At 68.4% G+C, this 26,451-nt stretch carries 27 protein-coding genes; 18 read left to right on the top strand and 9 right to left on the bottom strand.

Features of this window, described 5'->3' with window-relative positions; all coding sequences use genetic code 11:
• Window positions 1–21 precede the first annotated feature (21 nt).
• The 3 genes from CYU89_RS02085 to CYU89_RS02075 are packed head-to-tail and all read left to right on the top strand — an operon-like array spanning window position 22 to window position 2,574.
• Window positions 22–390, top strand: coding sequence for a BlaI/MecI/CopY family transcriptional regulator (locus CYU89_RS02085; RefSeq protein ID WP_296278548.1), 369 nt, complete (start codon window positions 22–24; stop codon window positions 388–390).
• On the top strand, window positions 380–2,053 hold the full coding sequence (locus CYU89_RS02080; RefSeq protein WP_296278547.1) for a TonB family protein: 1,674 nt from the start codon (window positions 380–382) through the stop codon (window positions 2,051–2,053). Before CYU89_RS02085 ends, CYU89_RS02080 begins: the two co-directional genes overlap by 11 nt.
• Window positions 2,053–2,574: a hypothetical protein gene (locus tag CYU89_RS02075; protein WP_296278546.1), complete on the top strand. Its 522-nt coding sequence runs from the start codon at window positions 2,053–2,055 to the stop codon at window positions 2,572–2,574. Before CYU89_RS02080 ends, CYU89_RS02075 begins: the two co-directional genes overlap by 1 nt.
• A 3-nt stretch (window positions 2,575–2,577) precedes the next feature.
• On the opposite strand, the gene CYU89_RS02070 is transcribed toward CYU89_RS02075, so the two are convergent.
• From CYU89_RS02070 to CYU89_RS02045, 6 genes are all read right to left on the bottom strand, one after another.
• Entirely contained in the window at window positions 2,578–3,138 is a 561-nt protein-coding gene (locus CYU89_RS02070; protein ID WP_296278545.1) for a flavin reductase family protein, read from the bottom strand.
• A gap of 40 nt (window positions 3,139–3,178) precedes the next feature.
• Window positions 3,179–3,796 (bottom strand): molybdenum ABC transporter ATP-binding protein, encoded by a 618-nt coding sequence (gene modC / locus CYU89_RS02065; protein ID WP_296278544.1) that lies wholly within the window; start codon window positions 3,794–3,796, stop codon window positions 3,179–3,181.
• Entirely contained in the window at window positions 3,796–4,497 is a 702-nt protein-coding gene (modB, locus tag CYU89_RS02060) for a molybdate ABC transporter permease subunit (RefSeq protein WP_296278543.1), read from the bottom strand. Before modB ends, modC begins: the two co-directional genes overlap by 1 nt.
• Before the next feature lie 7 nt (window positions 4,498–4,504).
• Window positions 4,505–5,290, bottom strand: a complete 786-nt coding sequence (gene modA, locus CYU89_RS02055; protein WP_296278542.1) for a molybdate ABC transporter substrate-binding protein — start codon at window positions 5,288–5,290, stop codon at window positions 4,505–4,507.
• Between the two features lie 61 nt (window positions 5,291–5,351).
• Window positions 5,352–6,167: a S1/P1 nuclease gene (locus CYU89_RS02050; RefSeq protein ID WP_296278541.1), complete on the bottom strand. Its 816-nt coding sequence runs from the start codon at window positions 6,165–6,167 to the stop codon at window positions 5,352–5,354.
• A gap of 59 nt (window positions 6,168–6,226) precedes the next feature.
• Entirely contained in the window at window positions 6,227–6,847 is a 621-nt protein-coding gene (locus CYU89_RS02045; RefSeq protein ID WP_296278540.1) for an OmpW family outer membrane protein, read from the bottom strand.
• A 165-nt stretch (window positions 6,848–7,012) separates the two neighbouring features.
• On the opposite strand from CYU89_RS02045, the gene gap reads away from it, so the two are divergent.
• From gap to CYU89_RS01985, 12 genes are all read left to right on the top strand, one after another.
• A complete protein-coding gene (gene gap / locus CYU89_RS02040) occupies window positions 7,013–8,017 on the top strand; it encodes a type I glyceraldehyde-3-phosphate dehydrogenase (RefSeq protein WP_296278539.1) in 1,005 nt (334 codons plus the stop codon).
• A gap of 229 nt (window positions 8,018–8,246) precedes the next feature.
• Window positions 8,247–10,988 (top strand): DUF2339 domain-containing protein, encoded by a 2,742-nt coding sequence (locus tag CYU89_RS02035; protein ID WP_296278574.1) that lies wholly within the window; start codon window positions 8,247–8,249, stop codon window positions 10,986–10,988.
• Window positions 10,985–12,337 carry a DUF3999 family protein gene (locus CYU89_RS02030; RefSeq protein WP_296278538.1) on the top strand — a complete coding sequence of 451 codons (1,353 nt, stop codon included), beginning with the start codon at window positions 10,985–10,987 and terminating at the stop codon, window positions 12,335–12,337. The genes CYU89_RS02035 and CYU89_RS02030 overlap by 4 nt, the downstream gene beginning before the upstream one ends.
• Window positions 12,338–12,406: 69 nt before the next feature.
• On the top strand, window positions 12,407–13,582 hold the full coding sequence (locus CYU89_RS02025) for a phosphoglycerate kinase (RefSeq protein WP_296278537.1): 1,176 nt from the start codon (window positions 12,407–12,409) through the stop codon (window positions 13,580–13,582).
• The gene (locus CYU89_RS02020; protein ID WP_296278536.1) at window positions 13,579–14,220 is read left to right on the top strand and encodes an HAD hydrolase-like protein; all 642 of its coding nucleotides are present in this window, start codon (window positions 13,579–13,581) and stop codon (window positions 14,218–14,220) included. The genes CYU89_RS02025 and CYU89_RS02020 overlap by 4 nt, the downstream gene beginning before the upstream one ends.
• 276 nt (window positions 14,221–14,496) lie before the next feature.
• Window positions 14,497–15,966, top strand: a complete 1,470-nt coding sequence (gene pyk / locus CYU89_RS02015; RefSeq protein ID WP_296278535.1) for a pyruvate kinase — start codon at window positions 14,497–14,499, stop codon at window positions 15,964–15,966.
• Window positions 15,967–16,103: 137 nt separating this feature from the next.
• The gene (locus CYU89_RS02010) at window positions 16,104–17,108 is read left to right on the top strand and encodes a class I fructose-bisphosphate aldolase (RefSeq protein WP_296278534.1); all 1,005 of its coding nucleotides are present in this window, start codon (window positions 16,104–16,106) and stop codon (window positions 17,106–17,108) included.
• 202 nt (window positions 17,109–17,310) lie between these two features.
• Window positions 17,311–17,784, top strand: a complete 474-nt coding sequence (locus tag CYU89_RS02005; protein WP_296278533.1) for a MarR family transcriptional regulator — start codon at window positions 17,311–17,313, stop codon at window positions 17,782–17,784.
• An 8-nt stretch (window positions 17,785–17,792) separates the two neighbouring features.
• Entirely contained in the window at window positions 17,793–18,884 is a 1,092-nt protein-coding gene (locus CYU89_RS02000; protein WP_296278532.1) for an HlyD family secretion protein, read from the top strand.
• 140 nt (window positions 18,885–19,024) lie between these two features.
• Entirely contained in the window at window positions 19,025–20,581 is a 1,557-nt protein-coding gene (locus CYU89_RS01995) for an MDR family MFS transporter (protein WP_296278531.1), read from the top strand.
• Between the two features lies 1 nt (window position 20,582).
• Window positions 20,583–20,969: a VOC family protein gene (locus tag CYU89_RS01990; protein ID WP_296278530.1), complete on the top strand. Its 387-nt coding sequence runs from the start codon at window positions 20,583–20,585 to the stop codon at window positions 20,967–20,969.
• 264 nt (window positions 20,970–21,233) lie between these two features.
• Window positions 21,234–21,650, top strand: coding sequence for a DUF6265 family protein (locus tag CYU89_RS01985; RefSeq protein WP_296278529.1), 417 nt, complete (start codon window positions 21,234–21,236; stop codon window positions 21,648–21,650).
• 6 nt (window positions 21,651–21,656) lie between these two features.
• Here the strand turns inward: CYU89_RS01985 and cysK are convergent, their stop codons facing one another.
• Both cysK and cysG read right to left on the bottom strand, forming a co-directional pair.
• The gene (cysK, locus tag CYU89_RS01980; RefSeq protein WP_296278528.1) at window positions 21,657–22,631 is read right to left on the bottom strand and encodes a cysteine synthase A; all 975 of its coding nucleotides are present in this window, start codon (window positions 22,629–22,631) and stop codon (window positions 21,657–21,659) included.
• An 18-nt stretch (window positions 22,632–22,649) separates the two neighbouring features.
• Window positions 22,650–24,104, bottom strand: a complete 1,455-nt coding sequence (gene cysG / locus CYU89_RS01975) for a siroheme synthase CysG (protein ID WP_296278527.1) — start codon at window positions 24,102–24,104, stop codon at window positions 22,650–22,652.
• A 177-nt stretch (window positions 24,105–24,281) separates the two neighbouring features.
• Between cysG and CYU89_RS01970 the strand changes: the two genes are divergently transcribed.
• The 3 genes from CYU89_RS01970 (at window position 24,282) to CYU89_RS01960 (ending at window position 26,071) form a co-directional block, all read left to right on the top strand.
• On the top strand, window positions 24,282–25,265 hold the full coding sequence (locus CYU89_RS01970; protein WP_296278526.1) for a LysR family transcriptional regulator: 984 nt from the start codon (window positions 24,282–24,284) through the stop codon (window positions 25,263–25,265).
• Window positions 25,266–25,373: 108 nt separating this feature from the next.
• The gene (locus tag CYU89_RS01965) at window positions 25,374–25,691 is read left to right on the top strand and encodes a hypothetical protein (protein ID WP_296278525.1); all 318 of its coding nucleotides are present in this window, start codon (window positions 25,374–25,376) and stop codon (window positions 25,689–25,691) included.
• Window positions 25,688–26,071, top strand: coding sequence for a DUF2809 domain-containing protein (locus tag CYU89_RS01960; RefSeq protein WP_296278524.1), 384 nt, complete (start codon window positions 25,688–25,690; stop codon window positions 26,069–26,071). Before CYU89_RS01965 ends, CYU89_RS01960 begins: the two co-directional genes overlap by 4 nt.
• Window positions 26,072–26,077: 6 nt before the next feature.
• On the opposite strand, the gene CYU89_RS01955 is transcribed toward CYU89_RS01960, so the two are convergent.
• Window positions 26,078–26,446, bottom strand: coding sequence for a hypothetical protein (locus CYU89_RS01955; protein ID WP_296278523.1), 369 nt, complete (start codon window positions 26,444–26,446; stop codon window positions 26,078–26,080).
• Window positions 26,447–26,451: the final 5 nt, after the last annotated feature.

Genomic DNA, 26,451 nt, shown 5'->3' with positions numbered 1-26,451 from the left:
AAAAATTACAGGTGTAAACGTATGTCGATCAGCGATGCGGAAGCGGTGGTGATGGACGTGTTGTGGCGGCGCCATCCCGCCAGTGCGGAAGACGTGGTCGCTGCCTTGGCCGGCCGCGCGGAATGGGCGGAGCCGACGGTGAAGACCCTGCTCAACCGCCTGCTCAACAAGGGCGCGATCAAGGCCGAGAAGGAGGGGCGTCGCTATCTGTATTCGCCGGTGCTCAGCCGCGATGCCTGGCTGGCGGAGCAGAGCGCGGGGCTTGTGGACCGCCTGTTCGGGGGGCGTGTGGCGCCGCTGGTCGCGCACTTCAGCGAGCAGCGCAAACTCTCCTCGGCCGATATCGCCGAACTGAAACGCCTGATCGCGGAGCTCGACGATGGCGAATGACGCGATGATGGCCCTGCTCGAAGCGACCATCGCCAGCACGCTGGCCATCCTGCTGGTGATGATCCTCCGTGTCCCGCTGCGTCGTCATCTCGGCGCCGCGACTGCGCACGCGCTGTGGATCTGCGTACCACTGGCCTGCGTGGCGGTCCTGGTGCCGGCCCGTCACGCCGAGACGCAGTGGGTGCTGCCGCAGGCTGTCGTACTGCAGCCTGCATCGGTGGCGGCCGTCGAAGCAAACGCGTCATGGCCCGCGCTGCCGGCGTTGCTGCTTGCGTTCTGGGGCGCCGGCGCCTTCATCATGGTTGCGCGATTGGCCGCGCAACAGCGGCGCTTCATCCGTGCCGTGGGGCCGATGACGGAAGTTGCGCCGGGCGTGCTGCGAGCGACCGACAGCGCGGGCCTTCCGGCGGCTTACGGCGTGCTGCGGCCCAAGATCCTGCTGCCGGCGGACTTCGACAAACGCTACACGGACGCTGAGCGCGCGCTGGTGCTGTGCCACGAGCGCCTGCACATCCGCCGCGGCGACTTGTTCGGCAACCTGCTCGCCGCGCTGCTGCGCAGCGTGTTCTGGTTCAACCCGCTGATGCACCTCGCGTCGCGCCTGCACCGCCTGGACCAGGAGTTCGCCTGCGACGCGGCCGTGGTCGCACGCCATCCCGGCGAGCGCCGTACCTACGGCGAAGCGATGCTGAAGGCGCATCTGGCTGGCATCCCGCTGCCCGTGGGCTGCCATTGGACGCACCACCACCCCCTCAAGGAGAGGATCGCCATGCTGAAGCACCCTTTGCGCAGCCGCACCCGCCGGTTCGCCGCCGCCGCCCTGGTCATGCTGCTGGTCGCTGGCACCGGCATCGCCGCGTGGGCCGCGCAGCCCGCTGCACAGGCGCAGGACGCACACGACTTCCACTACCGGATTGGTGCGACGCTGGAGGTCGATGGCGAGCGCCAGGACGTTGTCCTGCGCGACTGGCCGGGCCAGAAGGTGGGTTTCGCATCGACGACGAAAGCCGGCCGCGCGTGGCGCATCGAGCTGGTCGTCGATCCTGCGGCAGAAGGCCAGGTGAGGCTCGCCGGGGACATCAGCGTGGACGGCAAGCCTGTGTCCAAACCGGTACTGATGGGTCTGCTCGACAAGGCGATGCGTATCGAGGTTACCCCGCCGGATGGCAGCTCGACGTTCGCGCTGTCGATGATCGTCAGCCGGCACGACGGCGCGCCCGGGCCGGACGAGGCCAGCGTGCCGAAACAGCCCGCGCCCGCCTACCCGGAAGACGCGAAGGCGCGCGGCCAGAGCGGGCTGGTGGTGCTGAAACTGCGCGTGGGACCGGACGGCCGCGTTCGCGAGGCGATCGTGGAATCCTCCGAGCCCGCCGGACTGTTCGATGAAGCGTCGCTCGCCGCCGCCCGGCAGTGGACGTTCGAGCCGCCCGTGGAGAATGGCATGCGCGGCGAAGGCTGGGTACGCGTGCCGATTCGCTACGACGTCGACGGCGATCCGGACGGACGCGAAGGATGGTCGGAGACTGATCCGCCCACGGCGTGGAGTACGCTCGACATGTCGCAGTCGACATCCCTCAGGACGTTGGAATGCGATGAGATGAAGTTCGATGGCGAAGACGGTCGCAAGGTGTCCTGCGGGCAGCGCGTTGCCAACAAGCCCTAATGCGTTTCTTCGCATGTGCCATCGCAGTGTGGCTGGTCAGCGGCTGCGCGCACCGTATCGACAGCATCGGGCAGCGCCTGTTGCTGCCTGAAGCGGCCGGGCGTTACGAAATGGCGGCACACCAGGCCTTCGTCTACCCGGTACCCATCGATACGGCCGGCCCCGCGTTCCCGTCGGCGGTCATGCCGCGCGAACTGCCGGCGCTCACCTTGTGCGTGGCGTTCGTGGTAGATGACAAGGGCAAGGCGACGCAAGTCTTGCCGCTGCGTCAGGCAGGCTGCGTGGATGGTGATGCGCATCCACTGTTGCGCGATGCGGCGCTCTCCGCGGTGGCGGGATGGACCTTCGAGCCCGCGATGTTCTGCGACTATCCGAACGCCACGAGTCGTGATCGGGACTGGAACGGATACGGCTGCGCCGGCGAACGCGTGCAGGCGCGTGTCGTGCCGGTCACGCTGGCCTATGCCTTCACCTTCGAAATCCGCGAAGGCAGGCAGCGCGTGGCAGCGCGAAAACGCTGACGCTCACTGCGCCAGCATGTCCGGTCGGAACAGGCGGCGTCGGGAAACCTCGTGGCCGGCGACCATGAAGCGGCCTTCGCCTCGGTAATGCACCGTGCGGGGCACGCGCGGCGAGGGCGCGACGTGTGCTGCCACCACGCGCCATACGAATAGCGGGTAGTCGGCGGTGATGCGGGTTTCGTGCAAGCGACACTCGAACTGTGCGTGGCATTCGGCGATCCGCGGCGCGTCCACCTCGCGCGAGCGCAGCGCGGTGAGGCCGAAGCGCTCGAACTTGTCCTGCTCGGTGCTGCTGCAGTTGCCGATGCGTACGACGGTGTCCAGCAGGCCCTCGGTCGGCAAGTTGATCACGCAGGCGCGGCTCGCGCGCGCCAGCGCGTGGCTGCGATTCGCGTCCCAGATATAGGTGCCGACCAGGTCGTAACCCAGCATCATGTGCCAGCCCAGCGTCATGATCGCGCGTTCGCCGTTGTGCGCGGTGCTCACCAGCACGACGGGCCCCGGCTCCAGGTAGTGACGGGTCCGGTCAACGGGCAGGGACTTCCAGCGCTTGGGGTGTGTCATGCGGGGCGCTCCTGGGGCGTCGCCGCATCCTACGACGACGTCAGTCGAGAACGTGTGTGGAGTCGGCCACGCGGCGCACTTCGTCCGGATGATGGCTGACGTAGACGATGGGCAGGCGGATCTCGTCGCGCACACGCTGCAGGTAGGGGATGAGTTCCTCGCGCCGGGCCTGGTCAAGCGACGACAGCGGCTCGTCGAACAGCAGCAGCGAGGGTTGCGACAGCAGCGCGCGACCGATCGCGACGCGCTGCGCCTCGCCACCGGACAGGTTGCGCGTGCGGCGACCGAGCAGCGGTGCGATGCCAAGCAGGTCCACGACGGCATCGAATCCGAAGCGGGGGGCGCCACGCCCGCCGTGGCGCCCATAGAGCAGGTTGCGGCGCACGTCCAGGTGCGGAAACAACCGCGCATCCTGGAAGACATAACCGATGCGGCGTTGGTGCACCGGCACGTCGATGCGCTGCGAACTGTCGAACAGGCAGTGGCCGTCCACGTCGATGCGCCCGGCCACGGGCGTCACCAGTCCGGCGATGGCATTGAGGACCGAGGTCTTGCCCGCGCCGGAGGGCCCCACCAGGGCAATCACGCGCGCGTCGTCCTGGATGCGCACGTGGCGATGGAAGTGTCCGCGCCGCAGCTCGATGTCCAGGTGCAGCATCAGCTGTCCTCGCCCTGGCGCGTGTGGTGCCGGCGCACCAGCCACTCGGAGAACAGCAGCGCGGCCAGCGAGATCGCCACGGCGACCGCGGCGAGGCGCCAGATGCCGGCTTCGCCACCGGGCACCTGCATCAGGCCATAGATCGCGGAGGACAGCGTCTGCGTCTCGCCGGGGATGTTGGAGACGAAGGTGATGGTGGCGCCGAATTCGCCAAGCGCTTTCGCGAAGGCCAGCACGCTGCCAGCCACCAGGCCGGGCCAGGCCAGCGGCAAGGTAACGGTGAAGAAGACGCGCCACGGGCCGGCGCCCAGGGTGGACGCGGCCTGTTCCAGACGACGGTCGGTGGCTTCGAGCGACAAGCGAATCGCGCGCACCATCAGCGGGAAGCCCATCACCGCACACGCCAGCGCCGCGCCGGTCCAGCGGAACGCGAACACGAGGCCCAGGTGCTCCCTCAGGAAAGCGCCGATGGCGCCCTGCGTGCCCAGCGTCACCAGCAATCCGTAACCCATTACTACCGGTGGCAACACCAGCGGCAGGTGTACCACGGCATCCAGCAGCGCCTTGCCAGGGAAGCGCGTGCGCGCCAGCACCCAGCCGACCAGCACGCCGAACGGCAGGCTGGCGATCGCGGCCACCAGCGCCACCTTCAGGCTGAGCCGGATCGCGGTGAGTTCTTCCGCGGTGAACGCATCGAGCATGAAGGCGTCAGTCCTTCACCGCGAATCCGCGCCGCGTGAAGATCGCATCGGCGGCCGGGGAGGCCAGCCATTGCACGAACTGCGTCGCCTGCGCCGATCGCGGGCCTCGCAGGGCGGCGACCGGATAGATGATCGGCGGATGGCTTTCTTCGGGGAACGTCGCCACCACGCGCACGGCCGGTTCCGCTTTCGCATCGGAGGCGTACACGATACCCAACGGTGCTTCGCCGCGCGCCACCAGCATCAGCGCCGCGCGCACGCTCTCGGATTCGGCGAGCCGTGCCTTGATACCGTTCCACAGCGACAGCGATTCCAGCGAGGCCTTGGCGTACTTGCCCGCGGGCACGGTCTGGGTCTGGCCTACCGCAAGACGACCATCGCCGAGCGCGGCGAGAAAGGTCGCGGGCCGCTTCAACTCGACGCGCACCTTGCTCGCCTTCGGTGCGACCAGCACCAACTGGTTGCCCAGCAGATTGCGCCGCGTGGTCGCGTCGAGCTTGCCGCGCTGTTGCAGATAGTCCATCCACTCCAGATCCGCGGAGAAGAACACGTCCGCCGGCGCACCCTGTTCGATCTGGCGCGCCAGCGCCGAGCTCGCGGCATACGACACGCGCACTGGAACGCCGGCCTGCTTCTGGTAGGCCGACGCGGCCGCATCCAGCGACTCCTTCAGACTGGCCGCGGCGAAGACAGTGAGGCCTGCGTCGTCCTGCGCGCACGCGACCGGCGGCGCCAGTGAAGCGACGATCAGCAAGAGGGCGGAGAAGGGGCGGAGCAACGAAGGAAGCTTCATGCGGACGACTCCTCTGGGGGATGCCACGAGCGTATCGAGGGCGGGGAGGGGGCTGCCGGCGTCAGCGGCCACCCAGCGCCTTGTTCAGCACCGCCGCCAGCGCCACGCCGCCAGCGCGCAACTGGCGTTCGGCGATCGGCAGATGCGTATCGACATACGCCTGTTCCAGCTTCGCGCGACGCGGATAGAAGCCCGGCTGGGTGACCACCCGGCATGACTGCTCTGCCCAAGTGGCGGCAGGCGGGGGCAGGGTCATGGCGGCGAGCGCGGGGCGCGGCAGGGTACGCAGGTGCTGCAGATAGGCCTGCTCGCTGCGCCCGGTGGATACCAGCATGCGGCTGTCCCACAGCGTGTGCATGTTCGTGCCCCGCCCGTTCCAGTTGATCTGCGCGTCGTTGCCACCCTTGTCGCGCGCATATCCGGCATGCAGGGGCTGGTGGGCGTCGCCGACGAAATGCACGACGAACTTCAACGCCTGCAATCGTTCGGCGCGCGTCCGCCGCGTATCGGCCAGGATCGCGGTCTGTTTGCGGATCGCTTCGATCACGCAGTTGCCATCCGGACAATCACGTCGCTGCAGATAGACGCAGTCGTGTTCGCCGATGTTGACGAAGTGCCAGTTCGCGGTCTGGCGGCCGAGCACGGGATCGTTCTTGCGCAGGTCGTCTGCCCAGCCGGCGATACCGGCCAGTGTGGGATCGGCTTCGCCCGTCAGCAGGGTGTCGATCTGCAGGCGTGTCGTGGGGGTCAGGTCGTCCCAGGCGAGCAATGCGACCAGGCGATGCCCCAGCAGGCCCCATGCCTGCGCGGGGACCGGCAGCAGCGCAAGTGCACAGGAACTGGCGAGGGCTAGCATGAAGAGGAAGGGACGGACCATGCCGGTACTTTAACCGACACGGGCCGTCCCCATTGCGCGTTGGCGACTTTATGCAGTGCTCAGAACGTCAGGACATAAGCCACGCCGTACACCAGCGGGTCGATGTTCGCGGTACCGAGCTTGGCGCCATCCACCTTGACCTCGGTGTCGATGTCGATCCAGCGCGCATCCACGCGCACGGCGCCGCGCTCACTGACCTTGATGTCGATGCCCGCATGCGCGGCCAGGCCCCAGGAGTCGTCCAGCTTCAGATCGGTGCCTTCCAGCGCGCCCTGGGTGTCTTCGCTGAAGAACGTGGTGTAGTTCAGGCCGGCGCCGAGGAAGGGCGAGACCTTGCCCTTGCTGTTGAAGTGGTACTGCAGCGAGAACGTCGGCGGCAGGTGCTTGGTGCTGCCCACGGTTCCGACGCCGTCGATGGCGATGTCGTGCTTGAACGGCAGCGCGGCCAGCACTTCCAGGCCCAGGTTGTCGCGCAGGAAGTACTCGAAGGTGATGGTCGGCTTGACGTCGCTGTCGATGTCGAGCGGCAGCGTCCCGCCGGCCAGGGTGCCGTTGTCGGACTTCGGGTTCACCTGGTGTGCGCCGACGCCCAAGGTCCAGTCGCCCTTGGACTGGGCGAAGGCGGGCACGGCGGCGCCGAAGGCGAGGGCGATGGCAATCGGGATCAGGGTCTTTTTCATGAGGGAGACGCTCGTTGGAATGTGGCGCCAGTCTCTGCCCGCCGTTTCCCTGCCGCCTTGATCCTGATCAATACCCGTACGGACGTGCCGAGAGGGCGGCCTGTTAGAATGACGGCCCCCGTCAACCCCGCCGCGCCGCGCGCGTGGCCGCAGGAGTCCTGAGCAATGTCGATCAAGGTGGGTATCAACGGCTTCGGCCGCATCGGGCGCAACGTGCTGCGTTCCGCCGTGCAGAACTTCGGCAACGACATCGAGATCGTCGCCATCAACGATCTGCTGGAGCCGGACTACCTGGCGTACATGCTGCAGTACGACTCCGTGCACGGTCGTTTCGACGGCGACGTGAAGGTCGAGGACGGCGCGCTGTTCGTCAACGGCAAGAAGATCCGCCTGACCCAGGAGCGCGATCCGGCCAACCTGAAGTGGGACGACGTCGGTGCAGAGGTCGTCATCGAGTCCACCGGCCTGTTCCTCGACAAGGCCACCGCGCAGAAGCACCTCGATGCCGGCGCGAAGAAGGTCATCCTGTCGGCCCCGTCGAAGGACGACACGCCGATGTTCGTCTATGGCGTCAACGACAAGACCTACAACGGCGAAGCGATCATCTCCAACGCGTCGTGCACGACCAACTGCCTGGCGCCGATCGCCAAGGTGCTGCACGACAAGTGGGGCATCAAGCGCGGCCTGATGACCACCGTGCACGCGGCGACCGCGACGCAGAAGACCGTCGACGGCCCGAGCAACAAGGACTGGCGCGGTGGCCGCGGCATCCTCGAGAACATCATTCCGTCCAGCACCGGCGCGGCGAAGGCCGTCGGCGTGGTGATCCCGTCGCTCAACAAGAAGCTCACCGGCATGTCGTTCCGCGTGCCGACCAGCGACGTGTCGGTGGTCGACCTGACCGCCGAACTCGAGAACCCGGCCACGTACGAAGAGATCAAGGCCGAGATGAAGGCGCAGAGCCAGGGAGCGCTGAAGGGCATCCTGGGCTACACCGAGGACAAGGTGGTCGCCACCGATTTCCGCGGCGACACCCGCACCTCGATCTTCGACGCCGAGGCCGGCATTGCGCTGGACCCGACCTTCGTCAAGATCGTCAGCTGGTACGACAACGAGTGGGGCTACTCCAACAAGTGCCTGGAAATGGTCCGCGTGGTCGCCGGCAAGTAAGCCCCGTCACCGGGATTTGAAGCACGGGCGCCTCGGGGCGCCCGTGTCGTTTCCGGGTATCGTCAAGCGATACCGGGTGCGCCGTCCGCGGCCACCGGCGGATCGGAATCTTGCAAATCCCGGGGCCATGCCCGAGGCTGCGGACGCGGCTGCACGGACGGCCGGAGGACGGGGCATTCCGCGTCCTTGCACCGGAAACACGCACAGGCGAGGTCGGGGAATGGATGACGTGGTCGGGTTGTTGGTCCTGGCGGGGCTGGCCGTGTTGGCCATGCCGGTCCTGCTCATCGTCGCGCTGGTGTCGGTCGGAGGCCTGAAGCGCCGCGTCGCGACGCTGGAGGCACAGGTCACGCAGCTGCGTGCCGCACGCGCTGCCGATGCCTCGCCTGCGCCTGCGGGCACGGTCGCCGCGCCTGCGGCAACTCCCGTAGATGACGGTCCCACCCTGTCGGACCTGATGCGCGACGCCGCGCCGGTCGCGCCGCCGCGGCCGGCGCCTGAACCCGCTTCACCCCCCCCGAGCCGCCCGGCCGGACCGCCACCGATCCCCCCGGCCACCGCGCCGGCATCCCCGTCCGCTGCATCGCCGATGCCGCCGCGCCCGCCGCGTGCCGACGCGCCCTCGCGACCGGCCACCCCGGACGTGGTCAGCGTGGCGCTGCGCGCGGTGCAACGCTGGTTCACGGTGGGCAACGTGCCGGTGAAGATCGGTGTGCTGGTGCTGTTCGCCGGCGTGGCCGCGTTGTTGAAATACGGTGCCGACCAGGGTTGGTTCTCGCTGCCGCCCGAATTGCGCCTCGCCGGCATTGCCGCTGCGGCAATGGGGGCGCTCGTGTTCGCCTGGCGCAAGCGCGAAAGCAACCGCACGTTCGCGCTGAGCCTGCAAGGCGGCGCCATCGGCGTGCTGCTGCTGGTGGTGTTCGCTGCGTTCAAGATCTTCGGCGTGATGCCGGCGGGTGCCGCCTTCGCGCTCAGCATCGTGCTGGTGGCCGGCGCCGGCATGCTGGCGGTGCTGCAGGATGCCAGATCGTTGGCCGTGTTCGCGCTGCTGGCCGGCTTCCTCGCGCCGATCTGGTTGTCCACCGGCAGCGGCAACCATGTCGCCCTGTTCTCGTACTACGCCGTGCTCAACGCGGCCATCGTCGGCATCGCCTGGTACAAGTCCTGGCGGCTGCTCAACCTGCTGGGATTCGTCTTCACCTTCGGTATCGGGACGGCCTGGGGCGTGTTCGATTACGCGCCGGAGAAATACGGCACCACGCAACCGTTCCTGGCGCTGTTCTTCGTGTTCTACCTGCTCATCCCGCTGTTGTTCGCGCGCCGCCAGCCGGCCGGCCGTCGGGACTTCATCGATGGCTGCCTGGTGTTCGGCATGCCGCTGGTGGCTTTCTCGCTGCAGGCCGGCCTGATGCAGGGCGGCACGTTCGACGACAGCCGCCTGCCGCTGGCGTTCTGCGCGCTGGGGCTGGGCGTGCTGTACGCCGGGCTGTCGTGGCGGCTGCGGCATCGCGACGGTTACGACGTGCTGGCGCAGTCTTACGCGCTGCTTGCGGTCGGCTTCGCCACGTTGGCCGTGCCGCTGGCGTTGTCGGCAGAGGCGACGGCGTGCGTGTTCGCACTGGAGGGTGCGGCGTTGGCGTGGCTGGGCCTCCGTCAGTCGCGGCTGCTGCCGCAGCTGACTGGCGCCGGGCTGCAGATGGCGGCGGCGGTGGCGTTCCTGATCGCGCAGTCCGACGTGACCGCGTGGCGCGATCCGCACGCGACGGCACCGATGTTCGCCAATGCCGCGTTCATGAGCGCGCTGTTGATCGCCGTCGGCGGATTCGCCAGTGCATGGGCGTATCGCGGACGTAGCGCCGCGGTGGGCGTGGTCTATTACGTATGGGCACTTGCCTGGTGGCTGGGCAATGGCATGACGGAGATCGATGCCCACATCGACGCGCGCAGCGAGCCGGATGCCATGCTGGCCTTCATCGCGTTGACCGGTTGGCTGGCGGCCGAAGTGCATCGCCGGCGTCCTGCTGCTGCGCTGGCGTGGACCACCCTGGCCGGATTGGCGTCGGCCGGCCTGTTCGCGCTGTGGCAGTCCGACGTGCACCAGCAGCCGTTCGCCGGATACGGCGTGTGGGCCTGGCTGGCGTATGCGGTGATGGGTGTTCGCAGCCTGATGTGCCTGCGCGACAGCGCGCACCGGTTGGCCGGTGCAGCGCAGTTCGTGTGGTGGCTGGTGTGGCCGCTGGTAGGCAGCCTGCTGCTGGCATGGTTGCCGGGACATCTGCAGGGCATGGGCGGCGGCTGGCAGGCCGGCCTCGTGGCGCTGCCGTGGCTGGTCGTCGTGGCGCTGGCGTTGTTCCGCTGGGGCTGGCTGGCGGCGCCGCTGGGCGAGCGCTTCGATGGCTGGCGCACGCCGCTTTTGGGAGTGCTGTTTGCCGCGCTGGGCCTGTGGTGGCTGGTGTCGCTGTTCCTGCCGGGTGGCGCGCGTCCGCTGCCGTGGATGCCGGTGCTGAATCCTATGGAACTGGCGCAGCTCGCCGCGCTGGTCCTGCTGTTGCGCTGGTGGATGCCGGCCACGCGCGTCCTGCCCCCGTCACGCATCGTGCTGCTGTCGTCGCTGGCCTTTGTCTGGATCACGTCCGTCGTGCTGCATGCCGTGCACCACTGGGGCGGCGTGCCCTGGAGCGAGGGCCTGGTGTCCGGGAGCCTGGCGCAGACCAGCCTGACCATCACGTGGAGCGTGCTGGGCGTGCTGGGCTGGGTGATCGGCTCGCGGCGCGGCCAGCGCATGCTGTGGCTGGGCGGTGCCGTGCTGATGGGCGTGGTGCTGGTCAAACTGATGACGATCGACCGGCAGCACCTGGGCAACCTGCTCGGCATCGGATCCTTCATCGGCTATGGCTTGCTGTGCACGGTCGTGGGATATCTGGCGCCGGCCCCGCCGCGCCGCATCGACAACGAGGAAGCCTCCGCATGAAGAAGTTCCTGCTCGCGCTCTGCCTGCTGCCGGCGATCGCCGCTGCGCAAGCGCCTGCGCCGTATGCGAAGCGATGGCCGCTGGTGCTGTCGGCCGAGCAGGCCGGCGCGTATCGGGTGGTGCTGGATCGCGAGGTCTATGCCACCACGGCATGGCCCGACCTGCGCGACATCGACGTACTGGATGCGCGCGGCAAGCCAGTGGCAGCGGCCCTGTTCGGGCCGGAGCAACCGACGGCGTTGCCTGCGCGACGCATCGTGGTGCCGTGGTTCCCGCTGCCCGAAACGGAACAGGGGACGGAGGCGTCGTCGCGCGTTTCGGCGCAGTTCGGCGAGAACGGTCGCATCGTCCGCATCGAGGCCGAGAGTGGCAGCCCCGGCACCAGCCGAACGGCGCGCGCCTTCCTGGTCGACCTCAGCGGCATCCGCGACAACTCCGAAGCGCTGGAATTCAGTTGGGACGCCGGTACGCCGCGCGAGTCCCGCTATCGCGTGGAAGGCAGCCAGGACCTGCAGGCCTGGGACGTGGTGCAGGACCGGGTGACGCTGGTGGAACTGCAGCGCGGCCCGCAGCGCCTGCTGCGCGACGAGGCGCCGATCCGCAGCGGACTGCGCTATGTCCGTTTCGTGCCGCTCGATGCCTCGCCGGCGTTGCCGATCCGGGAAGTGCGCGTGCGACTGGACGCTGCCCACCAGCGGCAGGTCGTGGAATGGTCGGAACGGACCGGGCGTCGTGTGTCGGAACAGGGCGTCGACGCGTTCACTTACGAAACCGACGGTCGCTATCCCGTCGCGTTGGCCGATCTGGCGATGGACGACTACGCGGTCGGGGAGTGGACGCTGGAAAGCCGGGATGCGCTGGATGCGCCGTGGCGCCTGCGCGCGGGTCCCTGGGTGGCCTACCGCGTGGCGGGCGATCGACCCAGCGCGTCACCGCCGCAGCCGTTGTCCAGCGGTCCGGCGCGCGACCGCTATTGGCGACTGCGCAACCGGGGCGCATTGCCGGACCAGGCGCCGACGTTGCGGCTGGGCTATCGGCCGGAGGTGGTGGTCTTCCTGGCGCAGGGGACGCCGCCTTACTCCCTGGTGGCGGGCAGCGCGAGCGCCCGCCGCGCGACCGTGCCGATGCCGGAACTGGTGGACGCGCTGCGCCGTGACCGTGGCGAGGATTGGCAGCCCGCACCCGCCTATCTGTCGCCGTCATCGGCGCTCGCAGGCGACGCCGCCCTGGTGCCGCCGCCGACGCCGCGCGACTGGAAGACCTGGCTGCTGTGGGGCCTGCTGGTGCTCGGCGCCGCATTGGTCGCCGCCTTTGCCTTCAGCTTGCTGCGCGCGCGTCCCCCGGCCTGAGTCGCGCGGGTTTGCGGCAGGAAAGGGCAGGCCGGACAATACGTGTCTCTCCCGTTGCCAGGACTTCCCATGCCCATCGTCCGCATGACCGACCTCGACCTCGCCGGCAAGCGCGTGTTGATCCGCCAGGATCTGAACGTGCCCATCGACGGTGGACGCATCACGTCCGAGCAGCGCATCACCGCGTCGCTGCCTACGTTGAAGCTGGCGCTGCAGAAGGGCGCGGCGGTCATGGTCACCTCGCACCTGGGCCGACCGAAGGAAGGCGTCTGGAGCGAGGCCGATTCGCTGGCGCCCGTCGCCGCGCGCCTGTCCGAACTGCTGGGCATCGACGTGCCGCTGGTGAAGGACTGGGTGGATGGCGTGGACGTATCGCCCGGCCGGATCGTCCTGCTCGAGAACTGCCGCATGAATGTCGGTGAGGGCAAGGACGACGAAGCGCTCTCGAAGAAGTACGCCGCGCTCTGCGACGTCTTCGTGATGGACGCGTTCGGTACCGCTCACCGCGCGCAGGCGTCGACGCATGGCGTGATCCGCTTCGCGCCGGTCGCCGCCGGCGGTCCGCTGCTGATGGCGGAACTGGATGCCCTGGACAAGGCGCTGGCGAAGCCGGCGCGCCCGCTGCTGGCCATCGTGGCCGGCAGCAAGGTGTCCACCAAGCTGGAGCTGCTCACCAGCCTGGTCGGCAAGGTCGACCAGCTGATCGTCGGCGGCGGCATCGCCAACACGTTCATCGCGGCGGAAGGCCATGCCGTCGGCAAGTCGCTGTACGAAGCGGACCTGATCGATACCGCGAAGAAGATCGATGCCGACGCGAAGGCGCGCGGTGCCGAGATCCCGCTGCCGACCGACGTGGTGGTCGCCACGGCGTTCGCGGCTGATGCGCCGGCGACGGTGAAGGCCGTCGATGCCGTGGCGGAAGACGAACTGATCCTCGACATCGGCCCGCAGACCGCGCGTCGCTACGCCGAGCTGATCGCGTCGGCCGGGACGGTGGTGTGGAACGGCCCGGTGGGCGTGTTCGAGTTCGACGCGTTCGGCAAGGGCACCGAAACGCTGGCGCGCGCGATCGCGCAGTCGAAGGCGTTCTCGATCGCCGGCGGCGGGGATACGCTTGCGGCGGTGGACAAGTACGGCATCGCCGATGACGTCAGCTACATTTCCACCGGAGGCGGCGCGTTTCTGGAATTCCTGGAAGGCAAGACCCTGCCGGCCGTCGCGGCCCTGGAGGCGCGCGGCCAGTGAGCCGCGCCACCCTGTTCTTCGATCTCGACGGCACGCTGATCGACTCCGCCGTCGGCATCACCCGCTGCATCGCGCATGCGCTGACGCAGCTCGATCACCCGATCCCTTCGGACGCCGAGCTGCGCCAGTGGATCGGGCCCTCGTTGCGCACGAGCTTCCTGCCGCTGCTGGGCGATCCGGCGAAGGTGGAGGCCGCCGTCGACCACTACCGGGAGCGCTTCGAGTCCCACGGCTGGCGGGAGCACCAGGTGTACCCCGGCATCGGCGAGACGATCGAGGCGCTGGATGCGGACGGTCACCGTCTCGCCGTGGTCACGGCGAAGAACGAGCCGCACGCGCGCAAGATCCTGGCGCATCTTCCGTTCGGTCATCGTTTCGAGGACATCATCGGCGCGACCGCGGACGGGCGACTCAGCCACAAGAAGGATCTGATCGGCGAAGCCCTGCGGCGGCTCGCCGTGGCGCCCGATGCATGCTGGATGATCGGTGACCGCCACATGGACATCGACGGCGCGAACCACCACCGGATGCGCAACGTCGGCGTGCTGTGGGGATTCGGTGGCGAAGAGGAGTTGTGCGGGGCAGGCGCGACGCGTCTTGCCGCGACGCCCGGACAATTGCGGGCAGTGCTCGCCTGAGCGGAAACGCATGCGATCAAACGCGCGTTTCATCTTCGCTCTTTTTGCGCACTCGGGTGTGCGTGCGCAGCATCCGGTGCACGTGCAGAGACCAAAAAAATACCAGTCGTGCGATGTCGGCCGCCTACGCGAAACCGCTTGAAAACAGCGCGTTTCCGGCTTCGCGACGCATGTGCTGCAACCTGTCCCGGGACAGCATGGCGCGTCCACGCACAGCGGCCGCTACGGTGCCGTTTGGCTGTGGTAGCGTTTGCGCGATCACAGGGAATCCGCACCATGACCGAACGCCAGCGCCGCACCAAGATCCTCGCCACCCTCGGACCGGCGACCGACCCGCCCGGCGTGCTGGAGGACCTGTTCCGCGCCGGCGTCAACGTGGTGCGACTGAACTTCTCGCACGGCGATCCGTCCGGACAGGCCAAGCGCGCGGCGGCGGTGCGTCTGGCCGCGCAGCGTGTCGGTGCGGAAGTCGGCATCCTGGCCGACCTGCCGGGACCGAAGATCCGCGTCGAGCGCTTCGCCGAAGGCAAGGTGGTGCTGAAGACCGGCGACCGCTTCGACCTGGTGGCCAGCGTCAGCGCGCCTCCCGGCGATACCTCGCAGGTGGGCGTCAGCTACCTGGGCCTGCCGGGCGATGTGGAAGCGGGCGACGTGCTGCTGCTCGACGACGGCCTGATGCAGCTGAAGGTGGTGTCGGTCGAAGGCGAGCGCATCGTCTGCACCGTGCTCAACGACGGAGTGCTGTCCGACCGCAAGGGACTGAACAAGCAGGGCGGCGGCCTGTCGCTGGGCGCGCTGACCGAGCGCGACCGCGAACTGATCGCCTACGTGGCGGAAAACATCGGCGTGGACTTCATTGCCGTGTCGTTCTGCCGCAATGCCGACGACATGAACGAAGCGCGGCGCATCGCGCGCGAGCACGGTTGCGATGCCGCGCTGGTGTCGAAGATCGAGCGTACCGAAGCCATCGAGAACCTGGCCGAGATCGTCGATGCCAGCGACGTGGTGATGGTGGCGCGCGGCGACCTGGGCGTGGAGATCGGCGATGCCGAGCTGCCCGGACTGCAGAAGAAGATCATCAGGGAGTCGCTGGCACGCAACAAGGTGGTGATCACCGCCACCCAGATGCTGCAGTCGATGGTCGACAGTCCGATTCCCACGCGCGCCGAAGTGCTTGACGTGGCGAATGCCGTCATCGACGGTACCGACGCCGTGATGCTGTCTGCCGAGACCGCGGCCGGCAGCTATCCGGTCCGTGCGGTGGAAGCGATGGCGCGCATCTGCCTCGGCGCCGAGAAACAGTTCGAGATGGACACCGATTTCGAGAAGGCGCCGCGCAACCTCGAGCGCGCCGACCAGGCGATCGCCATGGCGACCATGTTCCTGTCCGAGCACATCGGCGTGCGCGCGATCGTGGCGATGACCGAATCCGGCGGCACCGCGCGCTTCCTGTCGCGCTTCCGTTCCAATGCGCCGATCTACGCGTTCTCGCGCCACGACGGCGCCCGTCGCAAGATGGCGATGATCCGCGACGTGTTCCCGATCGCCTTCGACAGCCGCGGCCTGGCGCCGCGCGAGGCCGCGCGCGATGCGATGCGCGTGCTTCACGACCGTGAACTGCTGGCAGAGGGTGATCGCGTCATCTTCACCAGCGGCGACCACATGGAGAAGCACGGCGCCACCAATACGCTGCGCCTGCTGCAGATGGGCGAGCGCGGCAAGGCCGAGGGCGTGGGCGAGCTGTAACCGGTTTCGCCCGGGGCCTCGTGCCTCGCGATCGTCCCCGGATGCGTGCCTTGGCGCGCCGATGGCCCGATGTCGCCCGCTGCCGGCGCGGTGCGGGCTACAATTGGTATCTTTCCCGCCGCTTCCCCAGGAACCCCATGAGCATCGAACAGCTTGCCGAAACCGCCCAGGCCATGGTGGCCGCAGGCAAGGGCATCATCGCGATCGACGAGTCCACCACCACCATCGCCAAGCGGTTCCAGGGCGTGGGCATCGAGAACACGGAAGAGAACCGTCGCGCCTACCGCGAGCTGCTGCTCACCACGCCGAAGCTGTCGGACTACATTTCCGGCGCGATCCTGTTCGACGAGACCCTGCGCCAGTCCACCAAGGACGGCGTGCCGTTCGCCAAGTACATGAGCGACCACGGCATCATCCCCGGTATCAAGGTCGACAAGGGCACGCATGCGCTGGCCGGCTGCCCGGGTGAAGTGGTCACCGAAGGCCTGGACGGCCTGCGCGACCGCCTTAAGGAGTACTACAAGCTCGGCGCCCGCTTCGCCAAGTGGCGCGCGGTGATCACCATCGGGGAGGACATCCCGTCCGGCACCTGCATCGAAGCCAACGCCCACGCGCTGGCCCGGTATGCCGCGCTGTGCCAGGAATGCGGCCTGGTCCCGATGGTGGAGCCGGAAGTGCTGATGGACGGCGACCACAACATCGAGGTCTGCTACGAGGTGACCGAAGCCGTGCTGCGTTCGCTGTTCGGCGCGCTGTACGAGCAGAACGTGCTGCTGGAAGGCACCATCCTCAAGGCCTCGATGGTCATCGCCGGCAAGGACTGCGAAGAGCAGGCCGATGTCGACGAAGTGGCCGAGTCCACCGTCATGTGCCTGAAGAGCACGGTGCCGGCGATCCTGCCGGGCGTGGTGTTCCTGTCCGGCGGCCAGACCGACGAGCAGTCCACCGCGCACCTGAATGCCATGAACCAGCTGGGCAGCCTGCCGTGGCCGCTGAGCTTCTCGTATGGCCGCGCCATGCAGCAGGCTGCGCTGAAGCTGTGGTCGCAGGACCTGGTGGGCAATTTCGCCAAGGCCCAGGCCGTGGTGTACGAGCGTGCGAAGGAAAACGGCCTCGCCGCACTGGGCAAGTGGGAAGGCTGATCGCCTCCGCCCGCTGAAGTGATCCCGACGCCGGCCTTGTGCCGGCGTCGTCGTTTCCGGCGTCGGAATCCCGGCCTGCCGTGCGGGACCCGGCACCGCCTCGATCCAGCCGAGGTGGCCGTCTGCCCGTAACGGAAGCGGGCCTGAACAAAAATTCTTCGCCTTGAATATAATTGCCTAAGCATCTATATCATAGGCACCCATGAAGACACCCGCCGGCCAGAGCACCATCGGTTACCTCATTGCGGACCTGAGCCGGTTGTTCGGCCGGGTCTTCGACCGCCGGGCGGCGCATCTCGGCCTCACCCGCGTGCAATGGCGCGCGCTCAAGCGCATCCACCAGAGCGAAGGCATCACCCAGTCCGAACTCGCGGACCTGCTCGACATGGAGCCCATCGCCGTCGGCCGCGTCATCGACCGCCTGCAGAAGGCCGGCTTCGTCGAGCGCCGCAGCGATCCGGATGACCGACGGGTATGGCGCCTGCACCTGCTACCGCAGTCCGATGCGGTGATGCACGACATCGAGGCCGTCGCCACCTCCGTCCGCGAGGACTGCCTGGCGGGCATCGACCCGGATGAACTGGCGACGGCGATGAAGGTGCTCGGCCAGGTCCGCGAAAACCTCTCCCTGCTCGATCGCGCCAGTCGCGCAGAGTCCTCCCTCCGCAAGAGCTGACCCCCACCATGACCAGCAAGATCAACGAGGCCGCCGAGAACGCGGCCAAAGCTCCCGCTCCCAAGCGCCGCCGCGTGCCCGTATGGCTGTGGATCGCCGGCCCGCTCGCCGTCGCCGGCTTCTTCGGCTGGGAATACGTCGCCTCGCAGCGCGAAGTCAGCACGGACAACGCCTACATCAAGGCCGAACGCATCCTGATCGCGCCGCAGGTCGGCGGCCGCGTGGTCGAAGTGGCCGTGCAGCAGAACCAGCCGGTCAGGAAGGGCGACCTGCTGTTCCGCATCGATGCCGACCCGCTGACGATCGCGGTCGCGCAGAACGAAGCGCTGGTCGCGCGCATGGCGAACTCCGCCAGCGCGAGCCGCGCCAAGGTGGTCGGCACCGGTACGTCGATCCAGGCCGCGCGCGAAACGTTGACCTGGGCGCAGCGCGACCTGCAGCGCATGCAGCAGCTCGCCAGCCAGCAGCTGGTCTCGCGCAAGATGCTGGACGACGCGCGCCACGCGGTCGCCGAAGCGCGCACCGATCTGGCAGACGCCATTGCCAGCCAGTCCGAAGCGACCGCGTCGCTGAGCGGCAGTCCGGGCACGCCCACGCAGGACCTGCCCGAGTACCGTGCCGCCGCCGCGATGCTGGCCAAGGCCCGACTTGACCTGGACCACGCCGAAGTGCGCGCACCGGTCGATGGCATCGTCGGCCTGCACGACCTGCAGGTGGGCGAGTACATCAACGTCGGCCAGACGGCGATGCCACTGGTGGCCACCTCGCCGATCTGGGTGGAGGCCAACTTCAAGGAAACCGAGCTGGAGAAGATGAAGGTCGGCCAGCACGCGACGATCGAAGTGGACAGCTATCCGGGCGTGACGTGGAAGGCGCACGTGGCGTCCATCGCGCCGGCATCGGGCGCCGAGTTCAGCGTGCTGCCGCCGCAGAACGCCACCGGCAACTGGGTGAAGATCGTGCAGCGCATTCCCGTGCGCCTCGAGATCGATGGCGCGGCCGCCGATGCGCCGCAGCTGCGCGCCGGCATGAGTGCCGACGTGCATGTCGAGCTGCGCGACGGCGGTACCGCCTCCAGCCGCGCCACTGCCGCGCGCTGAGGTTCGATTTCCATGTCATCCCGGGCGTGCGCGGATGCGGGCGAGGGCACTGTGGTGGGGCCCGGCCCCGCTGACGCCGCGCCCCGGGTGACCTCTGGATCGTCGCGTCGCGGATGCGTCGATCCCCTCCGGAATTTCCCATGAGCACTTCAACCGCTACCGCCGCCCCCACGCAGGACGACACCGGCAAGCGCACGCTGCTGGTCGGTTCGGTGATGCTGGCCACGCTGATGCAGGCGCTGGACACCACCATCGCCAACGTCGCGCTGCCGGACATGCAGGGCTCGCTGTCGGCCACCCAGGACCAGGTGTCGTGGGTGCTGACCAGCTACATAGTCGCCGCCGCGATCCTGACGCCGGTCACCGGCTGGCTCGCCGGCCGGCTCGGCCGCCGTCGCCTGCTGATCATCGCCGTCAGCGGTTTCACCGTCGCCTCCCTGTTGTGCGGCATCGCCACCGGCATCGGCGAAATGGTCCTGTTCCGCATCCTGCAGGGCGTGTTCGGCGCGTCGCTGGTGCCGATCTCGCAGTCGCTGCTGCTCGATGCCTTCCCCAAGGAGAAGCACGGCGCCGCGATGGCGATGTGGGGCATGGGCATCATGGTCGGTCCCATCCTCGGGCCGCCGCTGGGCGGCTTCCTGACCCAGAACTACAGCTGGCACTGGGTGTTCCTGATCAACCTGCCGATCGGCATCCTCGCGCTGGTCGGCATCATGGCCAGCGTGAAGAAGGACGCGGTGCAGGAACGCAAGCTCGATGGCGTCGGCCTCGCCCTGCTGGCGCTCGGCATCGGCGCGCTGCAGCTGTTCCTTGACCGTGGGCAGAGCGAAGACTGGTTCGGCAGCGTCGAGATCCAGATCGAGGCCGCGCTCGCCTTCCTCGCGCTTTACATGTACGGCCTGTGGTGGTGGCGCAAGCGCGACCATGCATTGCTCGACCTGGGCCTGTTGAAGAACGCCAACTTCGCCGTCGGCTGCGCGCTGATCTTCGTCGTGGGCATCGTGCTGTTCGCCACGCTGGCGCTGCTGCCGCCGTACCTCAGCACGCTGATGAACTATCCGGTGCTGACGATCGGCCTGGTGCTGGCGCCGCGTGGCGTCGGCACGATGTTCAGCATGATGGTCGTCGGACGCCTTTTGGGCCGCATCGACGCGCGCTGGCCGATCCTGGTCGGCATGGGGTTGATGGTGTTCTCGCTGCACGGCATGACCCAGTTCGGGCCGAATGCGTCGATGCATTCCATCGTCTGGCTCGGTGTCATCCAGGGCATGGGCCTGGGCCTGGTGTTCGTGCCCATCTCCACCGTCGCCTACGCCACGCTGGAACCGCACCAGCGCACCGAGGCCGCTGGCCTTTTCAGCCTGATGCGCAACATCGGCTCGTCGGTGGGAATCTCGGTCGTGATGACGATGCTGTCGCGCGCCATGCAGGTGAACCATGCCGAGATCGGTGCGCGCATCCCGGCGTTCGGTGCGGAGACCACGCTGCTGCCGGCGGCGATGAATCCGTCCACGGCCACGGGCCTGGCCTTGCTCAACGCCGAGGTCAACCGCCAGGCCGCGGCCATCGGCTACCTCAACGACTTCAAGCTGATGATGCTGCTGACGCTGGTCTCGATGCCGCTGGTGCTGCTGATGCGGGGCGGCAAGGCGCGGTCGGGCGGCAATGCCGGCGCTGATGCCGCGGCAGCGCACTGACATGCGCATCGACGGCCTGCACCACGTGGCGATCATCGCGTCGGATTACGCGCGGTCGAAACGCTTCTATGTCGAGGTGCTCGGTCTGCGCGTCGTCGCCGAGCACTACCGGGCGGAACGCGATTCCTGGAAGCTCGACCTTGCCCTGCCCGATGGCACGCAGGTCGAACTGTTCTCGTTCCCGTCGCCGCCGCCGCGCGTCTCGCGCCCGGAAGCCTGCGGGTTGCGCCATCTCGCCTTGCGCGTCGCCGACCTGGATGCCGCCATCGCCCACCTGCACGCGCACGGCGTGGCCAGTGAACCGGTGCGTGTGGACGAATACACCGACCGCCGCTTCACCTTTTTCGCGGATCCGGATGACCTGCCGTTGGAACTCTACGAAGGCTAGTGGCCTCCGCTTCTCTGTAGGAGCGACGTGAGTCGCGACCGCGCGCCATCGGCAGCGATGGTCCATCTCTGGCACGGACAGAGGGCAGGCTTGATGTGAGGCCCAGGACGCGCGAGATCTACGGTCGCGACTGACGTCGCTCCTACAGAAGGCAGGAGCTCGTCAGCGCCAACGAGTGCTGTTAACGTGTGGCCCGTTCACTCAGTGGAGGACGCCATGCGGTCTGCACCAATACTGATGGCGGTGTTGCTAGCCGGGACGTCAATGCGAGCCGGTGCGCAGGAACTCGATTGGCTCGCCGGCCACTGGTGCGGCCAGCGCGGCAAGACCTTCAGCGAAGAAACCTGGATGGCGCCGCGCGGCGGGCTGATGGTCGGCATGCATCGCGACACGCGCGAGGGCAAGGCGATCGGCTTCGAGTTCATGCGCATCGCGCAACAGGAGGGGCGCTGGGTGTTCCTCGCGCAGCCCGGCGGCGGTGCGGTCACGGCCTTTCCCGCCGACCATGTGGCGCGGGACCGCGTGGTGTTCGCCAACCGCGCGCATGACTTCCCGAAGCGCGTGATCTACTCGCGCCCGGATGCCGACACGCTGCACGCGCGTGTCGACGATGGGCGCGACGACGGCAAGGCGATGGAATGGACGTGGCGGCGCGATTGCGTTGCGCCGCCGTCGTCCTGACGTCGGTTACGGCAGGGCGGCGTCGCCCAGCGAGGCCAGCCAGTCGTCGTCGGATCCTTCGTTGACACCTTCGAACAGCGGCGTGGAGAAGTAGCGCTCGCCGGTATCAGGCAGCATCGCCAGCAGCACGTCGCCGGGCTTGGCCTTCTGCGCGACCTGGAGCGCGGCCGCAACGGTGGCGCCGCCGGAAATGCCTACGAAGATGCCTTCCTCCGCCGCCAGGCGGCGCGCGGTGGCGATGGACTCCACGTCCGTGACCGGCAGGATCTCGTCGGCGACCTCACGGTTCAGGACGTCCGGCACGAAGTCCGGCGTCCAGCCCTGGATCTTGTGCGGCTGCCACTCCTTGCCCTGGAGCAGCGACGCGCCCGCGGGTTCCGATGCGGTGATGCGCACGTCAGGGCGCGCGACCTTCAGCACTTCGCCCACACCGGTCAGCGTGCCGCCCGTGCCCCAGCCGGTGACGAAATGATCCAGCCGCTGGCCGGCGAAGTCGCGCAGGATCTCGGCCGCCGTCGTCTGCCGGTGGTACGCGGGATTGGCGGGATTGGCGAACTGGCGGGCGAGGAACCAGCCATGCTGCTTCGCCAGTTCCTCGGCGCGCCGCACCATGCCGCTGCCGCGCTCCGCGGCCGGTGTCAGGATCACCTTCGCGCCGTAGGCACGCATCAGCTTGCGGCGTTCGATCGAGAAGGTTTCCACCATGACCGCGACGAACTTGTACCCGCGCGCGGCGGCCACCATCGCCAGCGCGACGCCGGTGTTGCCCGACGTCGCTTCGACGATGGTGTCGCCCGGCTTCAGCAGGCCCTTGGCTTCGGCGTCGAGGATGATCGCCAGCGCCAGCCGGTCCTTCACCGAACCGCCGGGGTTGAACGACTCCACTTTCGCGTAGAGGGTGACGTGCTCCGGCGCGATGCGGTGAAGTCTGACGACCGGGGTGCGGCCGATGGTGTCCAGGATGCTGTCGTAAACGGCCATGGGGTCTCCGAAGGGGGCTCAGGCGGCCTGCAGTGTGGGCGCCGGAAGGTTGCGGGAATGTGTGGAGTCCGGGGCGCCCAAGGGCGGCGCGCCGAACCAGTGCAGGGTGCCGGCGAGCGCCGCGACTTCGCCCAAAATCAGCAGGGCGGGTGACCGTACGTGGTGGGAACGCGCGATCTCGGGCAGATCGGCCAGTGTGCCGGCCACCACGCGCTGGTCGCGGCGGGAGCCGTTCTCGACCAGGACGAACGGTGTGGAAGCCGCACGCCCGTGGGCGACGAGCCGGTCGCGCAGTCCTTCCAGCCCGGCCACGCCCATGTAGACGGCCAGCGTCTGCCGCTCCAGCGCGAGCGCCGGCCAGTCGAGCGTGTCGAACGATGCCTTGCAGTGCGCCGTCACCAGCTTGACCGACTGCGCATGGTCCCGATGGGTCAACGGAATGCCGGCGTAGGCCGCGCACGCCACCGCGGCGGTGATGCCGGGCACCACTTCGTAGGGAATGCCGTGCGCGCGCAGGTATTCCAGCTCTTCGCCGCCGCGGCCGAAGACGAACGGGTCGCCGCCCTTCAGCCGCACGACGCGCCTTCCTGCCCGCGCGTGCTCCAGCATCAGGGCGTGGATATCGTCCTGCCGCGTGCTGTGGCCGGTGGCCGACTTGCCGACTTCGATGTAGGTGGCGTCGCGGCGGCCGAGGCGCAGCACGTCTTCGCTGACCAGGCGGTCGTGCAGGATCACGTCCGCTTCGTTCATCGCGCGCAGCGCATTGAGCGTCAGCAGGCCTGCATCGCCGGGGCCGGCACCCACCACGGCGACCGAGCCGCCAGGCGTGGACGGAGCATGCTCGTCGAGCATCGCCTGGAAATGGTGTTCGGCCTGCGCGTGCAGGTGTTGGCGGAACAGGCGCGGCAACGGCCCCGCCAGCAGTCTTTCGAAGAAGCGGCGCCGTTCGGCCGGCTGCGGGAAACGCTGGCGGATGCGCTGGCGCTGGCGCGTGAACAGCTCGGCCAATGACGCCCACGAATCGTCGAGCAGTGTTTCCAGCTGGCGGCGCAGGTGCCGTGCCAGCATCGGTGCGCCACCGCCACTGGAAATCGCAATCTGCAAGGGACCGCGTTCAACGATGGCGGGCACGTGGAACGTGGACAGTTCGCCGTCGTCCACGACATTGGCGAATACGTGGCGGGCTTCGGCGGCGGTGGCGACCGTACGGTTGACCGTACCGTCGTCGGTGGCGGCGACCACCAGCCAGGCGCTCGCCAGCCACTGCGCGTCGAAACGGCCTTCCACCCATTCGATACGGCCTGCCTCGTGCCAAGCGTGCAGGCGCGGGGTCAGGTCGGGCGCACCGACGCGGGGACGGGCACCAGCGTGCAGCAGGGCCTCGGTCTTCCGCTCCGCCACCGCACCGCCCCCCACGACCAGCACATGGCGGCCCTGCAGGTCGGCAAACAGCGGAAACAGTGGAGCGCTCACGGGCGTTGGCGGAAGTCGGCTGGGCTGCTGAACGTACTGCCCGCTCATGGCGGTCGGAAATGACATCCCACCAACACCATATGCCTTGCAGTTATAAGCAGTGGCGGCTACGGTCCCGGCAAATCCTCTACAGTCCAAGGCCCTTCCGGTGGGCCCCACGCCCCACGCCCCACGCCGATGACGCTGACCCAACTCCGCTACCTGGTGGCGATCGCCGATGCCGACCTCAACATCACGCTGGCGGCGGCGCGCGTGCATGCCACCCAGCCGGGCCTGTCCAAGCAGTTGAAGCAACTGGAGGACGAGCTGGGCTTCCTGCTGTTCGTCCGCAAGGGGCGCAGCCTGGAAAGCGTGACCCCGGCCGGCCAGGAAGTGATCGACCGCGCGCGCCTGGTGCTGGCCGAGGCCAACAACATCCGTACCTACGCCGCCAACCAGCGCCGTGAAAGCCAGGGGCAGCTGGTGCTGGTGACCACGCATACACAGGCGCGTTTCGTGTTGCCGCCGGCCATCGCGCAGATCAAGCGGGATTTCCCGCAGGTCAGCGTGCACCTGCAGCAGGCGCCGGAAAGCCAGGCGCTGGACCTGCTGACGCAGGGCGACGCCGACATGGCCGTGGTCAGTACGGCGGGCGACGCGCCGCAGGCGGGCATCGCCGTGCCGCTTTACCGCTGGCGTCGCCTGGTGCTGGTGCCGCGCGGGCATGCGCTGGAGCAACTCGGTCGCGTGCCCGGCATGGCCGACCTGGCCGACCAGCCGCTGATCAGCTACGAGTCGTCGACGCGGCCCGGATCGTCGTTGCAGCGCGCATTCGCCAAGGTGGGACTGGAACCCGACATCGCCCTGACCGCGCTGGACGCCGACCTCATCAAGACCTACGTGCGGGCCGGGCTCGGCGTCGGCCTGCTGGCGGAGATGGCGGTGAACGCGGCCGACACCGACCTGCGCGCCTGGCCCGCACCGGTGGAAGTGAAGGAGTGCATCGCGTGGGCCGTGCTGCCGCGCGAGCGCGTGCTGCGCGATTACGCGCTGGACCTGGTGCGGGCGCTGGCGCCGCAGATCGATCGCCGCGACCTGCGCCGGGTGATCGACGGCAACCAGGATCCGGACTGGCCGGAACCGCCGACCTGGCAGTCGCTGACGCAGACGATCACCAGCTGAGGCCGGTCCAGGCCGCGTGATTGACGCGGCATGCCGGCGCGGGCGAGGCTGCGCGTCGTCGCCCCTCTCCTGCGTCCGATGAACCGAATTTCCCGGATGGTTGCCCGCATGTACGCCCCCGCCGTGGTGCTGGCGGTGGGCGGCTTCGCCACGGCCGAAGTGGTGACGCGCAGCGGGCGCGCACTCGGCGACATCACGCCGCAGAGGCTGGCCTCGCTTTCGTTCCTGCTGGCGATCCTGCTGGGGACGGCCTGGGCGCTCCACTCCAGCTGGCGCCTTTACCGGTGGACGCTGGGCCATGAGCTGCGCTGCGCGTGCGGCGGCATGATGTCGCGGGTGCGCTACAACCGGCATCGGCAGAAGTACCGCAAATGCCTGGCCTGCGGCAGCAAGAGCCTCGAGGGTGCGCATTGCGGCAGCGCATGAGGTGGCGGTTCGACCGCACGGCGGCATCGTGGGCGGTGGGCCTGTTCGTGCTGCTCGTGTTGCTGGCGACCGCCGGCGCGGGACTGGGATGGGTGCGCAGCTTCGCTGGCGACGTGCTTGCCGTCGTCTGGGTGCATTGCGTGCTCGCCTGCGTCGTGTGGCTGCGTCCACCGGTGCGTCCGTTGATTGCGCTCTCCGTCGGGCTGGCCGTCGAAGCGGGGCAGTACGTCAGCCAGCAAGCGGGCTGGCAGGTGACGTCGCCAGTGCTGCGCATCGTGCTCGGCAGCACGCCGGACTGGCTGGACGTGGTCGCCTACGTCATCGGCTTCGGGCTTGCCTGCGTGTTGGAACGTCGTTCCATGGTCAACCCCGTACGCTGAGCGGCGTCAGCCTCCGCACGCCGGATCGGCATCGGCGTTCTTCGAGACGCATTGCCTGAAATCCTGGGGCAGGCCGCGGATCTCATGCGCCTTGCCGGGCGCCAGCGCGAAGTCCTCCAGCGTGCTGCGGTCGCAGGCCCCGGGGTCCTCGCCCGGCGCGGGCGTCGGGCACGTCTCCGTGTAGACGAGGTAGTGGCACTGGCCGCTTTCGCTGGCGAAGCATTCGAACGTCGCCACGCCTTCCTTCAGCGTGGTCTTGCTGAAAAGCGTATCGACACCGTTCGCGCTGCTGTGGTGGATGGTGGTGACGCTGGGCTTTTCATCGCATCCTGCCAAAGCCAGCAGGCAGGACACCAGGGACGTGATGATGCGCATGGCGT

Origin of the sequence: Pseudoxanthomonas sp. (assembly GCF_002863005.1) — a bacterium.
Taxonomy (GTDB): Bacteria; Pseudomonadota; Gammaproteobacteria; order Xanthomonadales; family Xanthomonadaceae; genus Pseudoxanthomonas_A.
Note: the sequence above shows the minus strand (reverse complement) of the source record. Positions and strands in the feature narration are given on the sequence as shown.

Coding starts and splice junctions, on each gene's coding strand:
- CYU89_RS01970 (WP_296278526.1), top strand. CDS start 24,282: ATGACGCTGACCCAACTCCGCTACCTGGTGGCGATCGCCGATGCCGAC.
- CYU89_RS01985 (WP_296278529.1), top strand. CDS start 21,234: ATGCGAGCCGGTGCGCAGGAACTCGATTGGCTCGCCGGCCACTGGTGC.
- CYU89_RS02025 (WP_296278537.1), top strand. CDS start 12,407: ATGCCCATCGTCCGCATGACCGACCTCGACCTCGCCGGCAAGCGCGTG.
- modC (WP_296278544.1), bottom strand. CDS start 3,796: ATGCTGCACCTGGACATCGAGCTGCGGCGCGGACACTTCCATCGCCAC.
- gap (WP_296278539.1), top strand. CDS start 7,013: ATGTCGATCAAGGTGGGTATCAACGGCTTCGGCCGCATCGGGCGCAAC.
- modB (WP_296278543.1), bottom strand. CDS start 4,497: ATGCTCGATGCGTTCACCGCGGAAGAACTCACCGCGATCCGGCTCAGC.
- CYU89_RS01955 (WP_296278523.1), bottom strand. CDS start 26,446: ATGCGCATCATCACGTCCCTGGTGTCCTGCCTGCTGGCTTTGGCAGGA.
- CYU89_RS01995 (WP_296278531.1), top strand. CDS start 19,025: ATGAGCACTTCAACCGCTACCGCCGCCCCCACGCAGGACGACACCGGC.
- CYU89_RS02080 (WP_296278547.1), top strand. CDS start 380: ATGGCGAATGACGCGATGATGGCCCTGCTCGAAGCGACCATCGCCAGC.
- CYU89_RS02045 (WP_296278540.1), bottom strand. CDS start 6,847: ATGAAAAAGACCCTGATCCCGATTGCCATCGCCCTCGCCTTCGGCGCC.
- pyk (WP_296278535.1), top strand. CDS start 14,497: ATGACCGAACGCCAGCGCCGCACCAAGATCCTCGCCACCCTCGGACCG.
- CYU89_RS01960 (WP_296278524.1), top strand. CDS start 25,688: ATGAGGTGGCGGTTCGACCGCACGGCGGCATCGTGGGCGGTGGGCCTG.
- CYU89_RS02050 (WP_296278541.1), bottom strand. CDS start 6,167: ATGGTCCGTCCCTTCCTCTTCATGCTAGCCCTCGCCAGTTCCTGTGCA.
- CYU89_RS02005 (WP_296278533.1), top strand. CDS start 17,311: ATGAAGACACCCGCCGGCCAGAGCACCATCGGTTACCTCATTGCGGAC.
- CYU89_RS02075 (WP_296278546.1), top strand. CDS start 2,053: ATGCGTTTCTTCGCATGTGCCATCGCAGTGTGGCTGGTCAGCGGCTGC.
- modA (WP_296278542.1), bottom strand. CDS start 5,290: ATGAAGCTTCCTTCGTTGCTCCGCCCCTTCTCCGCCCTCTTGCTGATC.
- CYU89_RS01990 (WP_296278530.1), top strand. CDS start 20,583: ATGCGCATCGACGGCCTGCACCACGTGGCGATCATCGCGTCGGATTAC.
- CYU89_RS02030 (WP_296278538.1), top strand. CDS start 10,985: ATGAAGAAGTTCCTGCTCGCGCTCTGCCTGCTGCCGGCGATCGCCGCT.
- CYU89_RS02085 (WP_296278548.1), top strand. CDS start 22: ATGTCGATCAGCGATGCGGAAGCGGTGGTGATGGACGTGTTGTGGCGG.
- CYU89_RS02070 (WP_296278545.1), bottom strand. CDS start 3,138: ATGACACACCCCAAGCGCTGGAAGTCCCTGCCCGTTGACCGGACCCGT.
- CYU89_RS02000 (WP_296278532.1), top strand. CDS start 17,793: ATGACCAGCAAGATCAACGAGGCCGCCGAGAACGCGGCCAAAGCTCCC.
- CYU89_RS02010 (WP_296278534.1), top strand. CDS start 16,104: ATGAGCATCGAACAGCTTGCCGAAACCGCCCAGGCCATGGTGGCCGCA.
- cysK (WP_296278528.1), bottom strand. CDS start 22,631: ATGGCCGTTTACGACAGCATCCTGGACACCATCGGCCGCACCCCGGTC.
- CYU89_RS01965 (WP_296278525.1), top strand. CDS start 25,374: ATGTACGCCCCCGCCGTGGTGCTGGCGGTGGGCGGCTTCGCCACGGCC.